Annotated in this window: 10 protein-coding genes; 5 read left to right on the top strand and 5 right to left on the bottom strand. The window is 71.3% G+C overall.

The genetic code is table 11. The annotated features are described in order from the left end of the window. Nucleotides 1-26: 26 nt before the first annotated feature. Both OG992_RS24775 and OG992_RS24770 read right to left on the bottom strand, forming a co-directional pair. Nucleotides 27-434 carry a roadblock/LC7 domain-containing protein gene (locus tag OG992_RS24775; RefSeq protein ID WP_007465177.1) on the bottom strand — a complete coding sequence of 136 codons (408 nt, stop codon included), beginning with the start codon at nt 432-434 and terminating at the stop codon, nt 27-29. Next, nucleotides 431-3577 carry a nitrate- and nitrite sensing domain-containing protein gene (locus tag OG992_RS24770; protein ID WP_238687813.1) on the bottom strand — a complete coding sequence of 1049 codons (3147 nt, stop codon included), beginning with the start codon at nt 3575-3577 and terminating at the stop codon, nt 431-433. Before OG992_RS24770 ends, OG992_RS24775 begins: the two co-directional genes overlap by 4 nt. Nucleotides 3578-4021: 444 nt before the next feature. Between OG992_RS24770 and OG992_RS24765 the strand changes: the two genes are divergently transcribed. Beyond that, nucleotides 4022-5200, top strand: a complete 1179-nt coding sequence (locus OG992_RS24765; protein WP_238687814.1) for an ABC transporter substrate-binding protein — start codon at nt 4022-4024, stop codon at nt 5198-5200. Nucleotides 5201-5410: 210 nt separating this feature from the next. On the opposite strand, the gene OG992_RS24760 is transcribed toward OG992_RS24765, so the two are convergent. Beyond that, on the bottom strand, nt 5411-6268 hold the full coding sequence (locus tag OG992_RS24760) for an ABC transporter permease (protein ID WP_266304414.1): 858 nt from the start codon (nt 6266-6268) through the stop codon (nt 5411-5413). Between the two features lie 103 nt (nt 6269-6371). Beyond that, a complete protein-coding gene (locus OG992_RS24755) occupies nt 6372-7403 on the bottom strand; it encodes an ABC transporter substrate-binding protein (protein ID WP_266304413.1) in 1032 nt (343 codons plus the stop codon). Between the two features lie 270 nt (nt 7404-7673). Here OG992_RS24755 and OG992_RS24750 point away from each other — a divergent pair, with 270 nt between their 5' ends. From OG992_RS24750 to OG992_RS24735, 4 genes are all read left to right on the top strand, one after another. Further along, nucleotides 7674-8459 (top strand): ABC transporter ATP-binding protein, encoded by a 786-nt coding sequence (locus OG992_RS24750; protein ID WP_238687817.1) that lies wholly within the window; start codon nt 7674-7676, stop codon nt 8457-8459. Nucleotides 8460-8461: 2 nt separating this feature from the next. Further along, on the top strand, nt 8462-9412 hold the full coding sequence (locus OG992_RS24745; RefSeq protein WP_266304412.1) for an LLM class F420-dependent oxidoreductase: 951 nt from the start codon (nt 8462-8464) through the stop codon (nt 9410-9412). Further along, nucleotides 9409-9717, top strand: a complete 309-nt coding sequence (locus tag OG992_RS24740; RefSeq protein ID WP_007465195.1) for a cupin — start codon at nt 9409-9411, stop codon at nt 9715-9717. Before OG992_RS24745 ends, OG992_RS24740 begins: the two co-directional genes overlap by 4 nt. A gap of 76 nt (nt 9718-9793) precedes the next feature. Next, nucleotides 9794-12793 (top strand): hypothetical protein, encoded by a 3000-nt coding sequence (locus OG992_RS24735; RefSeq protein WP_266304411.1) that lies wholly within the window; start codon nt 9794-9796, stop codon nt 12791-12793. Between the two features lie 170 nt (nt 12794-12963). On the opposite strand, the gene thiC is transcribed toward OG992_RS24735, so the two are convergent. Next, nucleotides 12964-14556, bottom strand: coding sequence for a phosphomethylpyrimidine synthase ThiC (gene thiC / locus OG992_RS24730; protein ID WP_112601253.1), 1593 nt, complete (start codon nt 14554-14556; stop codon nt 12964-12966). Nucleotides 14557-14562 lie beyond the last annotated feature (6 nt).

Genomic DNA, 14562 nt, shown 5'->3' with positions numbered 1-14562 from the left:
CTCGGAAAGAGCGCCGCCTTCCGGTGCTAAGAGCGCACCGCGTCGCGCGGCAGCGGCACCAGCGCGGCGCCCACCCGCTCGACCAGCAGCGCCATCTCGTAGCCCACCTGGCCCACGTCGCAGCTGCGCGCGGCCAGCACGGCCATCGAGGAGCCGTCGCTGATCGACATCAGGAAGAGATACCCGCTGTCCATCTCGATGACTGTCTGCAACACCCCGCCCGCGCTGAACATCCGGGCCGCGCCCTCGGTCAGGCTCACCACCCCGGAGGTGATCGCGGCGAGCTGGTCCGCCCGGTCCCCCGGCAGATCCCGGGAGGAGGCGAGCAGCAGCCCGTCTGCGGACACCGCCACCACGTGGGCGATGCCCGCCACGCTGTCGGCGAAGTTGGTGAGCAGCCAACCCATGTCCTGCATGGCAGCTGGCCTGTTCATCGGCTCTCCTTGGTCGAGGTGCTGTTCAGGTCCGTTCCGGCCGTCCGACCGCGCTGCACACCGCGGTGGTAGGCCGACAGCAGACCACGTACTTCATCCGGGGTCCGCCGGCTGCGGTCCCGGCCGCTCTTCGGTTCGATGCCACCCGGCACGAGCTGTTGCTGCGGCACCCGCTTGGGCAACCCGGAGCGGGTGGTCCCGGCGGGAGCCGGCTCGGCAGCCCGGCTGGCCCGGGACCAGCCTTCGTCCGCCGCCGTGCGCCATGCCCCCGGGTCGGGGGCGGGTGCGGCCGGAGCCGGCCGGGCGGCCGGGGGCGGGGCGTACGTCGGCGGCGCCGACGGCCGCGCCGCGAAACCGTCCATCGTGGCGCCGAGTCCGTCGGCGCCCGGGGTGGCCGCTCCGTCGGTGCCGGAGCTGCCCGGGGTACGGGTCGGCAGCTTCGGTCGGGCCGGCGACGCGGCCGGCACGGATCCGGCGCTCGGCTGGCCGCCGTTGCCGGTGCGCAGGCCGGCGTCGGCCGCTGCGGTGGTGGCGGGTGCGGGCGGCTCGTCGAAGTTGGGCCGGGTGAAGATCGCGGTGGCGTCGTCGCCGTGCGACCGGAACCAGACCGCCTCCATCTCCCGGAAGATCGGAGCCTCGGCGGGGAAGTCGGGCCGGGTGCTGACCGGTGCGGCGGGCACCGACGGAACGGCCGGCGGTGCCACAGCGCCCGGCCCGGCGACCGGCCCGACCGGGAGGCTCTGCGTGCCACGCCCATCCGCGGTCACCGGGGCATCCGGGGTGGACCCGCGTCGGGGCAGCGGGTCGACCGTCGGGTAGGCCACTGTCGGGCTGCCCAGCGAGGCGCCCGCGCCGTTGCTGTAGGCCGGCCGGGCCGGCGGGAGCGGGGCGGCGGGGGCGGCGACGGGTGCCGGCGCGGCGGGTGCCGGCGGCATCGTCGAACGCGGGCCGGTGTAGCCACCCGCCTGTACGGCCGGGGTGGTGTCCCGCGAGTCCAGCGGCGACTGCCACTGGGCGGGTGCCGGCGGGCTGGTCCGCCACTGGTCGGGCAAGGTCGCCGCCGTCGTCCCGGCACCGGCGAACTGCTCGGCGTGGCCGCCCGAGGTGAGCGGCGCCTGCTCCACGGCCATCGGCTGACGTGGTCGGGTGAGCACCTGCTCGCGGCCCCGGTTGCTGGGCAGCACCACAGTGGCGGCGGGCAACGTCACCTGGGCGACGGTGCCGCCCTCGACGTTGCGGCGCAACTCCACCCGGATGCCGTAGCGGGAGGCGAGTCGGCTCACCACGGCCAGACCCATCAGTCGGAACGCGGCGACGTCCACGCTCGGCGGGGCGGCCAGCCGCCGGTTGAGCGAGTCGAGCTGGTCGTCGGTGAGGCCGAGACCGCGGTCTTCGATCTGGATCAGCACGTAGTCGCGGATCCGGCGACCGTCGGCGACAACTGTGGTGTTCGGCGGCGAGAACCGGGTGGCGTTGTCGAGCAGCTCGGCGACGAGGCGTACCACGTCGTTCACCGCGTGTGCGGCCACCGAGATATCCGTGTCGACGGTGCCGAACTCGATGCGGTTGTAGAGCTCCACCTCGGACTGGGCGGCACGCAGCACGTCCACCACCAGCGCGTTGTCGTGACGCGGTGCGGCGGAGTCGGCGCCGGCCAGGACGAGCAGGTTCTCGTCGTTGCGGCGCATTCGGGTGGCCAGGTGGTCCAGTTCGAAGAGCTGCGCGAGCCGCTTCGGGTCTTCCTCGCCGCGCTCGATCGCGTCCAGCTCGCCGATCATCCGGTCGACCAGGGTCTGACTACGGCGGGCCAGGTTGAGGAACATCGCCGAGACGCTGGTACGCAGTGCCGCCTGCTCGGCGGCGACCCGCACCGCCTCCCGGTGTACGACGTTGAAGGCCAGCGCCACCTGGCCGACCTCGTCGCGGGTGTTGAGCTGGATGGGGTCCCGGACCTGGCGGACGATCTCGTCTACCCCGCCGTCACCCACGCTGCCCATGTTCTGCAGCCGCTGCACGGCGTCGGGCAGGTCGTGGTTGGCCACCGAGAGGGCGCCCTCACGCAGTCGGCGCAGCGAGTGGTTGAGCGAGCGGGCCAGCACCACTGCCAGCGACACGGCGATGATCAGGGTCAGCAACACCAGGATCGACTCGACCACTGCCTGCCGGATGACGTCCGAACGGGCCTGGTCGGCCTGCTGAAGCAGTCGGTCCTGCAGTTGGATCTCGGCCCAGCGCATCAGGTCGTTCACGGCGCCGATCGCCGCGGTGGCGTCCTGCGCGGTGACCAGCGGGCGCTGCCCGACCGAGCGGGTGATGTCGGTGGCCACCCGGTCGGCGAGGCCGACCGCGTCGCCGGAGACGGTGCTGTCGACCAGGGCGCGCTGCACCGGGTCGGCGGCCAGGGAGAACGCGACCAGGGCCTCCTGCTGACCGGTCAACGTTGCCACGAAGGAGGAGAACTGCTCCGAGTCGAGCTGACCGGCCGTCAACGCAGTGAAGGCGACTGCCTCTTCCTCGGCGACGGAAGCCTTGGCGCGGGCGAAGGCGGCGACGGCGCGGCGGCTGTCCGCCAGGCTCTCGTCGCCGGGCAGCTGGGCCAGGCCGTCACCGTAGGAGACCAGGTCGGTGAGGATGACTCCGTAGCGGAGCACCGCCTCGGCGACAGCCATCTGCCGGCGGTCCAGCACCTCCTGACGGGTGCCGTCCAGGGTGGCCAGGTGGTCGTCGATGGCGGCCAGCCGGTCCCGCAGGGCGGCTGGCACGTCGCCGATCCGGCCCCGCTCGGCGCGGTACTCGTCCACCCGCTGCTGCGTCTGGCGGACCCGCAGGTTGTACGCGTCGGCCGGCTGCTGCGGAGCGGCGAGGTAGGCGGCCGCGGCCATCCGTTCGGACTGGAGATCCTGGGTGAGGGCGCTGACGTCGACGGAGAGGGCCGTCAGTGACCGGGCCCGCGTGGCATCGAACGCGCCCTCGCCGACGGAGATCAGACGGACCGTGGCCAGCGCGATCACCGCCGCCACCGGGACGACCAGAATCAACGCCAACTTGGACCGGATCCGGGCATCACGCAGTCTCGGCATCCGTCGGCGCGCAGGCCGACCGCTATCGCCGAGCGCGGGCAGGGTCGTCGGTCCGGTGCTCACGACATCGCCTCCGTCGTTTCTTCCCCGCCTGAGCCGCCGAGCCATGCCGTAAGCGGAGGGGACCACGCGCGGCACGGCCGCGATTTCATCAGAGATGATCGTGTTTGGGAAGCCGCAGTGAGGTAGGAAACGGTCGGACGGAGCGCATCCCGTGATCCGGGCAACTGATACCTTCATTTCCGCAAGCCCCTGAACAGGGCATGTAACTCCAGAGTGGTCACGCGTGTATGCAAAGTGAGCTTTTGCAAACATTGCGTTACCCCAGCATGTGGGATGGCCGTCCCGAAAATGCTGCCGGGGTCCGCGCTTGACCACAGCGCCGGCCATTGGCAAGGTTTTGCAGGCTTCGCGCACACCGTACGGCAGAGGAGATCCCGTCCTCCACTGAGGACGGATTAGCGGCGGTGACCGGGCAGCGCCCGCGCCCGCACCTGGAGGACTGAGTTGAGCCCCATCCGCTCCGCGACCATCGCGGCGCTCGCATCGGCCGTAGTGGCCACCACGCTCACCGGCTGCCAGTTTGGCGAGGCCGAGAAGGACACGAGTCCGATCGTGATCGCCGCCGATCTCGAACTCTCCGGCGCCGCAGCCACGGTTGGCCGGACATACCAGCGCGCCCTCGAACTCAAGGTCGATCAGTTGAACGCCTCCGGAGCACTGAACGGCCGGAAGATCGACCTGAAGGTGAAGGACAACCGTTCCGACTCGGCCGAGTCACTTCGCAACATCGTCGACTTCAGCAGCGATTCGAAGGTCAGCGCCATCATCATGGGCGGCTGCAACGAATGCGCGGTCGGAGCGGTCGGGACCATCAACGAGAAGCGGATTCCCACCATTGCGCTAGCCGCTTCCGGCGCGATCGCCGCGCCGGCCGCTGAACGGCGCTACGTGTTCAAGCTGGGCCCTAACGCCGCGGACAGCGCCGCCGCACTGACCACCGAACTGCGCCGCAACAACATCCGTAAGGTGGGGATGCTGGTCAGCGACGACGACTACGGCCAGGAGGGCGCGACCGCGCTCAAGAGCGAGCTGGACAAGGCCAAGATCACGCTCCGACAGCAGCGGATCAAGACCACCGACACCGACGTCAGCCAGCAGGTTCAGCAGCTCGCGTCGGGCAAGCCCGACGCGATGGTCTTCTGGACCCCGCCGGAGCAGGCGACACTGGCCGCCACCAGCGTGCAGCAGACCATCTTCCGTGGGTCGATCTACTTCGACGCGGCAGCGGCCGGGGACCTCTTCCTCGGCGCGGCGGCCAAGGCGACGGAGAAGGCCACGCTGATCTTCACGCAGACCATGGTGATCGATGACGTGATCGCCACCACGCCGGCCAAGGCGGCGCGGCGGCAGTGGTTCCAGGACTACACGGCCCGCTTCGGTGGCTACAACGGGTCCTCGTCGTTCGCGGCGGACGCCGTCCAGCTGATCGCCGACGCCGAACTGCGCGCCGGCGGCGAGATCGGGAAGGTGGACCGTAACGGCATCCGGGACGTGCTGGAGACGTCCCAGATGGACGGCCTCTCCGGCCCGATCCGCATGACGCCGGACAACCACAGCGGCCTGATGCCACAGGCACTCACCACGCTGGTCGCCCGCAATGGTCGTTGGCGGTTGGCGGGGTAAACGCCTCTGGCCTTTCGTGCCGGCGCTCTTCGTCGTGTGCCGGCTGGGGGTGTGGCCTACCGTGCCCGGCTTCGGGCGGTCAGGCTTGATCCCTGCGCCGGGCACGGTAGGCCACACCCTTTGCGCCAGCAGCGTCGATGGAAAGGGCCGGCCTCCTGAGAGGGAGGCCGGCCCTTCGCGTTTCTGGGTGTTGATCTTTGGGGTGGTCGGTTAGCGGCTGCTTGTGGTTTCTCGCACCCAGGGGAGGGCGAACCGCTCGATCAGCAGGAGCGCCGAGTAGAGCAGAATGCTCACCAGCGCCACCAGCATGATCGCCGCCCAGGCGGTGGCGGCGTCGCCGATGCCGGCGTACTGCGTGATGACGTAGCCGAGGCCGCTCTCGCCGGCCTGGAACTCACCGATCACCGCGCCGATCGCGGCCAGTGGCATTGCCACCTTGAGCCCGACGAAGATCTGCGGCAGCGCCGCCGGGAAGCGCACCTTGCGGAACGCCTGCCAGCGGGAGGCGTTCCAGGAACGCACCAGTTCGGCCAGGTCGGCCGGCGTGGTGGTCAGCCCGGTCGCGGTGGAGAGCACGATCGGAAAGAAGCAGAGCAGGAACACCATGGTCAGGATCGGCTTCTGGCCCCAGCCGAGCGCCACCACCAGCAGCGGGCCCAACGTGATCTTCGGCACCGCGTTCACAGCGACCAGCAGCGGCGTGAACATCCGCTCCACGGTGCGGGAACTGGCCAGCGAGAGCCCGATCAGCACACCGGCGGCCACCGAGAGGGCGAACCCGATCAGGATCTCCAGCGTGGTGTCCCAGGTGTGCTCCAGCATCTGGGCGGGCTTCTCGACGAACGCGCTGAACACGTCGCCGGGCGGCGGCAGGGCGAAAGGGTGGACCAGCTCCAGCCGGGCGATCAACCACCACGCCGCCAGCGCGACCAGGATGCCGACCGCGGGCAGCACGGCGTCGGCCCCGGCCCGGAGACCGGCACCTCGACCCGCGCGCCCTACCTCGGGGCCGGCACCCGGGGGCGGGGGTTCCGCCACCGCCGGGTCCGCTGACCGGACGTCGGTCATCTCTGTCCTCCTCGAAATCCCACGGCCCGCCGGGGGCCGACGAGCGACGGGGGTACGCCCCACCGGGATCGGCGGGACGTACCCCCTGATGACGACCGGACGATCAGGCCTTCGGCGCGAGGCTGAAGTCGATGATCTGCTCGGGGGTGATGTTCTGCTTCAGCGCGCCGGCGCCCTGCAGGATGGCGATGCTCTTGGCGACCCGACCGCTGTCCAGGGTGCCGATCGCGGTGCCGGTGTTGCCGGAACGGACGTACGCGGCCATCAGCTCCAGCTCGGCGGCTGCGGAGACCGGGTTGGTGGCGTCGACGTTCTTCTTCAGGATGTCGGCGGCCTCCTTGGAGTTCGCCAGGCTGTACTCCAGGCCCTTGAGCAGCGCCGCGGTGAACTTCTTCACCATCTCGGGCTTCTCCTTGGCGGTCTTCGAGGAGGTGATCAGCACGTTGCCGTAGAGGTCCTGCATCACGTTGCTGTACGGCAGCATGACGGCCTTCTTCTTGGCCACCGCCTCGATGGTCGGCTGACCGACGACGAACTGACCGATGCCGTCCACCGAGCCGGAGGCCAACGTGCCGATCAGGTTCTGCGCCTCACCGTTGACCCAGGTCACCTTGGTCGCGTCCACACCGGCGAGCCGGGCGTACGTCGGGAAGAGGTTGCGGACCACGGACCCGGGAGTGTCGGCGAGCTTCTTGCCCTCCAGGTCCTTCGGCGAGCTGATGTTCTTGCCCTCGACAGTGGCGATGCCCGCCATGGTGCGCTGCTGGATCGCGGCCACCGCGGTGAAGTCCTTCGCCTGGCCGTTGCCGAGCTGGAGCAGACCGCCGGTGAGGTCGATCGGGCCGAAGTCGGCCTGGCCGCCGACGACGGTCTGGATCACGCCACCGGTGCCCTGACCCGCCTTGATCTCGACGTCGAAGCCGGCTTCCTTGAAGAAGCCCTTGTCCTTCGCCACCCAGGCGTAGGAGTCACGGCCGAAGTTACCGAACGAGGTGAGGTAGGTCACCTTCTGCAGCGTCTTGCCGTCGCCGCCCTTGGCATCGTCGGCCGAATCCGACCCGCTGCTGCAGGCGGAGACAAGGGCGAGGGCGGTGGCCAGCGCGGCCGTAGCGACCGTACGGGTCAGCCTTCTCATCAGTGCACCATGTCCTTTCCGACCGGGGCCGGCAGGCCACCGGAGGGGGTTGTCGTGACGGGCCGGCGGGAGGGGTGGAAGCCGGGCGCCGCCGTCGTGGGGGGACTCTTCGCGGGCACAGCGTACGAGAAACCCACAGTTGCGACGCCAGGCGTATCGGGTTGCGGAACGGATACAACCTGACGACGACCCCAGCCGGTGCCATACCTCGACAGGGCGGCTAGCCTTTGTCGGATTCCTGACCGTCCACTCAGCGGAGGTGCGCCGGAGATGATCCGACTGTCCGGGGTGTCCCGTACCTTCGAGGGCCGATCCGGCCGGGTGGAGGCGCTGCGCGGCATCAACCTCGACGTCGCCGAGGGCGAGTTCGTCGCCGTGCTCGGCCGCTCCGGCTGCGGCAAGTCCACACTGCTGCGGCTGATCGCCGGGCTGCTCCCGCTGAGCGCCGGTGAGATCACCGTCGCCGGTACGCCGATCGCGCGCCCCCGCCAGGACATCGCCATGCTGTTCCAGAAGCCGGCGCTGCTGCCCTGGCGCACAGTGCTGGACAACGTCCTGCTGCCGGTGGAGATCTTCGGCTGGAGCCGCGCCAAGCACCGGGAGCGGGCCCGGCAACTGCTCGACGTCGCCGGGTTGGCCGGCTTCGAGAAGCGGCTGCCGCACGAACTCTCCGGCGGTATGCAGCAGCGGGTGTCGCTGTGCCGGTCGTTGATCGGTGAGCCCCGGGTGATGCTGATGGACGAGCCGTTCTCCGCGCTGGACGCGCTCACCCGCGAGGAACTCTCCGGCGAACTCCAGCGGGTGCACATGGAGAACAAGCCGACCATCGTCTTCGTCACCCACTCGATCGACGAGGCGGTGCTGCTCGCCGACCGGGTGGTCGTGCTGAGCCCTCGCCCCGGCCGGATCCGCAAGGTCGTCGACGTGACCATCCCACGGCCCCGCACCCTGGGCCGCAACGCCCACCTGGCCGACGTCGCCCAGGTCAGCGCCGACCTGCACGAACTGCTCATGGAACGCGAACAGCCGGCCACCGCCGGCGCGGAAGGACACTGACCATGCGGGTGTCGGTCTTCACCGAGCCGAACCGTGGCGCCAGCTACGACACCCAGCTCCGGTTCGCGCGGCTGGTCGAGGCCTGCGGCTACGAGGGTTTCCTCCGCGCCGACCACTACCAGTCGATGGGCGCCGACCCGGGCCTGCCCGGCCCCACGGACGCCTGGCTGACCCTCGCCGCGCTGGCCCGGGAAACCGATCGGATCCGACTCGGCACCCTGGTGACGTCGGCCACGTTCCGCCTGCCCGGCCCCCTCGCGGTGATGGTCGCGCAGGTCGACCAGATGAGCGGCGGCCGGGTCGACCTCGGCATCGGCGCCGGCTGGTACGAGCGCGAGCACACCTCGTACGGCATCCCGTTCCCGGCGGTCGGCGAGCGCTTCGACCGGCTGGCCGAGCAGCTCGAGGTGATCACCGGGTTGTGGGCGACCCCGCCCGGCGAGACCTACAGCTTCACTGGCGACCACTACCGGCTGGTGGACGCTCCCGCCCTGCCCAAGCCGGTGCAGGTGCCCGGCCCACCGATCATCGTGGGCGGGCGTGGCCCCAAGCGCACACCCGAACTGGCCGCCCGGTACGCCGACGAGTTCAACATGCCGTTCAAGTCCGTGGCCGCCACCGCCGAGGCGTACGACCGGGTGCGCGAGACGTGTGAGCGCACCGGACGGACGGAGTCCGGGCGCGCCCCGCTGGTGCTGTCCGCCGGGATCGTCGTCGCCATCGGCCGGACCGACGCGGAGGCCCAGCGTCGGGCCGCGCCCCTGCACGAGAAGAGCGCGCTGCCACCGGAGGACCCGGTGGTCGGCTCCCCCGCGCAGCTCGCGCAGCGGCTCGGCGAGTTCGCCGCGATCGGCACCACCCGGGTCCACCTGCGCCTGATCGACTTCGATGATCTCGACCACCTCGAGCTGATCGCCGCCGAGGTGCTGCCCCAACTGGACGGAGCACGATGACCGACGTGATCGACGGAACCGAACTCGGACCGGTGGGTCAGGAGATCGTGTACGAGAACGACCGGGTCCGGGTCTGGCACATCCGCCTCGAGCCGGGCGAGCGGCAGCCGCTGCACCGGCACGACCACCCCTACCTGGTGGTGGCGATCGAGGGCGCCAAGAACGTCGTACAGACCATCGACGGCACCCGGATCGACGCCGACGAGCCCACCGGCGGAGTGGTCTACCGAGACCCGGGCGCTGTGCACATGCTGACCAATGTCGGGGATACGACTTACCTGGCCCGGCTGGTCGAACTCAAGTAGACCCGCCGATGGCCACCGGCGTGCCGCGCGGCGCGCCGGTGGCCATCGGGTGTACCAGGTGCGTAACGTGCCGGACATGGCCATTCGGACCTGGGGCAGACTGCTGCTCACGGCGCTCGGGGTGAGCGTGCTGGCCGGAGCCGGCCAGCTCGGCGTCGCGTACGGTTTCGGCATCGTCCGCCTGACCGGCGCATTCACCGGTACGACAGTCAACCAGTGGCCGGCCCAGCTCGTCTGGGTGGGCTGGTTCGCCGCGAACGCGGCCGTCGCCGGCGCCGTCCTGACCGGACGCCTCGCTCGCCGCGACGCCCCGGCGGCCAGCACCGGCCGGCAGTTGGCGGTCGGCGGCGCGGCAGCCCTCGGCGCCACAGTCATCGCCCCGCTCTGCATGCAGCCCGCCCGCGCCGCGGAGCTGATCTCCGTTGACCCGGTCTGGGCGGTGGGCATCTGCGCCGTGGTCGGTGCGGTGATCGGGGCGGGCGCCGCGATAGCCGTCCTGTTCCGGCCCGAGCTGGGATGGAACATGGCGGCCGTGGCCGGCGTCGTCTGGCTGCTGGCGCTGATCTCCGTACTACCGTCACTCGGCACTGCCGGCCCACTGCCGACCGTCCGGCTCGGCGTACTGGAGCCGAGCTGGCTCGACGACGCCGCCGCTCAGCGGCTGGCGCTGCTCCTGCTGCCCATCGTGGCGCTGCTGGCCGGCGCGGCGACCGCCGGGCTGGCTCGCTGGCGCGGTCAGGCTCCACTGGTCAGCGGGGCCACCGGGGTGGCCGGTCCGGTGCTGGTGGCGTTCGCCTACCTGACCGCCGGTCCGGGCGACGCCGTGGACCGCTACCAGACCGCCCCCTACTACGGCTCGTTGATCGCGATCCTGGCCGGAGCGCTCGGCGCGGCCGCCGCCGCGCTGCTGCGCTGGCCGACGAGCACCCGTACCACCGATCCGCAGGCGATCGAGCCCACCGCCATCCTGCGCCCGCTGCCCGCCGGCCCGGCGCTGCCCGGCGCGGCGGACGACCGGGACAGCACTGCGGACGACCGGGACAGCACCGAGCGCACCGACACGGAGACGACAAACGCCGAGCTGGCCACCAGCACGAAGCGCGCCGGCGTCGTTGCGGGTCCGTGGGCGACGGGCGACCCCGATGCCGTACGCACCGTCCCGGCCCACTGGGACTGGCCGGAGACCACCGCGAGCGGACAGCACGGTCCGGCGCCCGCCGCTCCGACTCCCGCCGCTCCCCCTCAGTCCGCGGCCTGGCTGACCGCGCCGACCGGCGAGTTCACCGCCGCAGGGCAGACGCCCCCGCGCCCGGACGATGCCCTGGCGACGACCGAGCCCTCGGCCGGCACCGACCTCAGCAACGTCACCGACGCCACCGCGACCGGCACCACGGCCGGACGCACCGACGCCGCGACCCCGACGGGCGGCCGAGCGGTCGACGAGCCGACCGGCAGCACCGCGACGGGCACCAGCGGCAGCACGGCGACCAGCGGCAGGCCGACCGGTGGGCGCACCACCCGCAAGACCGCCGCCACCTCGGCCGGCACGGGCGCACCCGGTTCCGGCACTACCAGCGCGGCCGCTGCCAGCGCGCCGACCACCCCGGACGCGCCCATCCCCGCGACCGGCAGCACGGCCCGGAGCAGCGCAGCCCCGACCAGCACGGCCCCGACGAGTACGGGCAGCGGCGCCGAGGCGACCAGCACAGCACCGACTGGCACGGGCGCTCCCAGTCCCGCCGCCCCGGCCTCGACGGGCACGGGCATGGGGTCAGGCACGAGCACGAAGGCGAGCAGCGCGGGCCCGGCCGACCCCGGCACGCCCGAGGCACCGCTGACGATCAAGCCGCGACGCGGCCGTAAGTCGAAAGCCAACCCGGACACCACCGCCTCCGACGTGGCCACCGACACTCCGGGGCCCGGCCGTGGAAGCCCGGGTGGGCGGTCGAATTCGGCCTCCGAGGTCGCCTCGGCTGTTGCCGCCGGCGCGGCGGCGGACGGGACCACCGCAACCGGCGCGAAGCGAGCACCGGCCACGCCCGTCACCAGCTCGAAGCGAGCACCGGCTGCCTCGACGACCGCCGATGCCGGCGCGACACAGGTGCCGGCCAGCCCGGAGTCCCCCACCACGGCAACCGACGCCGCAGGGACCCCGACCACCGGGACCGGCACGACACCAGCACCCAGTGGGGCGACACCAGCACCGGCCGACACGACCGACGCGACGCGAGCAACGGCGGCGCCGACCACCGCTGCCGGCCCGGTTGGCGCGGAAGCCCTCCCGCGCGTCCCGAAGGCCGGCACGGGCAGCAAGGCAGCCCCGGCCGACACGACCAGCGATCCTGCGGTAGCCGAGGCTCGTGACACCGACAGCACGCGGCCCGCCGCCGAGGACGTTCCCGCCGCCGGGTTGTTCGGGGCCACCGCCGCCGGTGACCCGGACGCGGACCGGTGGACGCCTGCACCGTCGGCCTGGCCGGTCACTCCGACGTGGACGGTGCCACCGCAGGCCTCCGAGCCGGACGCAACGGCATCGGAGGGGCCGAGCAGGCCCGACGCGCCAACCGGGCCGATGCCCAAGCCCCGGCATCGGGCACCGTTGCCGGACCTGAGCCGGGCCGGCACCTGGAACGCGTTCGACACCTCTCGGCGACGCGGGTCGGCGGAATCGCCGGACAGCTCGACGGCGCGGACAACGCCGACCGAAGCCGGCGAGACGACCGCTGCCGCCGGACACCCGGGCCGGCCGGAGTTCCCGAGCACTGTGGGCACGCCCTCCAGCGCCACCACCGACAGCGCCACCGACACCGACACCACGTCGGCGAAACCGACGCACCCGAAGGTGGCAGAGCAGCCCTCCCGGAAAGGGCGGCTCGGTGGGCTGTTCCGCCGCAACCGGTCCCGCGCCGACGAGGAGAGCCCGAAGACGTCGGATGAAGCGGAGCCCCTCGCATCTCAGGATGAGGAATTCGTCGACTGGGTCGCCGGTCTGAGCAAGCCGGTGTCGGACAACGAGCCCGAGCAGGAGAACAGCCGTCGGTCGTTGCGCTCCACCGGCCGACACCACCGCGACTGACCCAGCGCCACTGACCCAGCGCCACTGACCCAGCGCCACTGACTCCACGGCGCGGCGCGCAGACGTACCGACCGGTCGTTTGATCGACTCGGGTTCACTGATATCGGCCGATCCCAAGGCGGTCGACCACCGCGACATCAATGAACCCGAGTCGATCATGCCGGGTGGGGTCAGGCGAGCGGTAGGTAGACCCGGCTTCCGCCGGAGACGAACTCCTCCGACTTGTCCTTCATCCCGCGTGCGGCGTACTCCTTGAGCTCTTGGGTGATCTTCATGGAGCAGAACTTCGGGCCACACATCGAGCAGAAGTGCGCGGTCTTCGCCGGCTCCGCGGGCAGTGTCGCGTCGTGGTACGAGCGCGCCGTCTCCGGGTCCAGCGAGAGGTTGAACTGATCCTCCCAGCGGAACTCGAACCGCGCCTTCGACAGGGCGTCGTCCCAGGCCTGTGCGCCGGGGTGCCCCTTGGCCAGGTCCGCCGCGTGTGCCGCGATCTTGTACGCGATGACGCCCGCCTTCACGTCGTCCCGGTCCGGCAGGCCGAGGTGCTCCTTCGGCGTGACGTAGCAGAGCATCGCGGTGCCGAACATGCCGATCATCGCGGCGCCGATCGCCGAGGTGATGTGGTCGTACGCGGGCGCGATGTCGGTGGTCAGCGGACCGAGCGTGTAGAAGGGCGCCTCGTGGCACCACTCCTGTTGAAGGTCCACGTTCTCCTTGATCTTGTGCATCGGCACGTGACCGGGGCCCTCGATCATCACCTGGACGTCGTACGCCCAGGCGATCTTCGTCAGCTCACCGAGGGTGCGCAGCTCGGCGAACTGCGCCTCGTCGTTGGCGTCGGCGATCGATCCGGGGCGCAGCCCGTCGCCGAGGGAGAACGTCACGTCGTAGCGCGCGAGCAGCGCGCACAGCTCCTCGAAGTTGGTGTAGAGGAAGTTCTCCTCGTGGTGCGCCAGGCACCACGCCGCCATGATCGAACCGCCCCGGGACACGATCCCGGTCACCCGGTCCACCGCCAGCGGCACGTACGGCAGGAGCACCCCGGCGTGCACGGTCATGTAGTCCACGCCCTGCTCGGCCTGCTCGATCACCGTCTCCCGGAACACCTCCCAGCTCAACTTCACCGGGTCGCCACCGACCTTCTCCAACGCCTGGTAGATCGGCACCGTGCCGATCGGCACCGGCGAGTTCCGCACGATCGCCTCACGGGTTTCATGGATCCGCTTACCGGTGGACAGGTCCATCACGGTGTCCGCGCCCCAGCGGGTGGCCCAGGTCAGCTTCTCCACCTCCTCGGCCACCGACGAGCTGACGGCCGAGGTGCCGATGTTGGCGTTCACCTTGACCAGGAACGCCTTACCGATGATCGCCGGCTCGCACTCCGGGTGGTTGACGTTGAGTGGAAGCACCGCCCGACCCGCGGCGATCTCGGCCCGCACGAGTTCCGGTTCGACGTTCTCCCGGATCGCCACGAACTCCATCTCCGGCGTCACCACACCGGCCCTCGCGTACGCGAGCTGGGTGGGCCGACGACCGTCGACCCCGGCGAGTGGCGTGCCCGCACCCCGCACTGGGGCCACGTCACCCCGCTCGGCGATCCACGGCCCGCGCAGCGGCGGAAGCCCCACCTCCGGGTCCGAACCAGGGCCGGACGTGTCGTACAGCCGCACCGGCGGCAGATCCCCGGTCAGCCCCACCTCCGCGAACGGCACCCGGACATCCGGCCGCGAACCCTCGACGTACACCTTGCCTCGTGCGTGCATGACAGC

This window comes from Micromonospora sp. NBC_00362 (genome assembly GCF_026342155.1).
Lineage (GTDB): Bacteria > Actinomycetota > Actinomycetes > Mycobacteriales > Micromonosporaceae > Micromonospora > Micromonospora hortensis.
The sequence above is the reverse complement of the archived record's forward strand: the minus strand, read 5'-3'. Positions and strand labels throughout refer to the sequence as shown.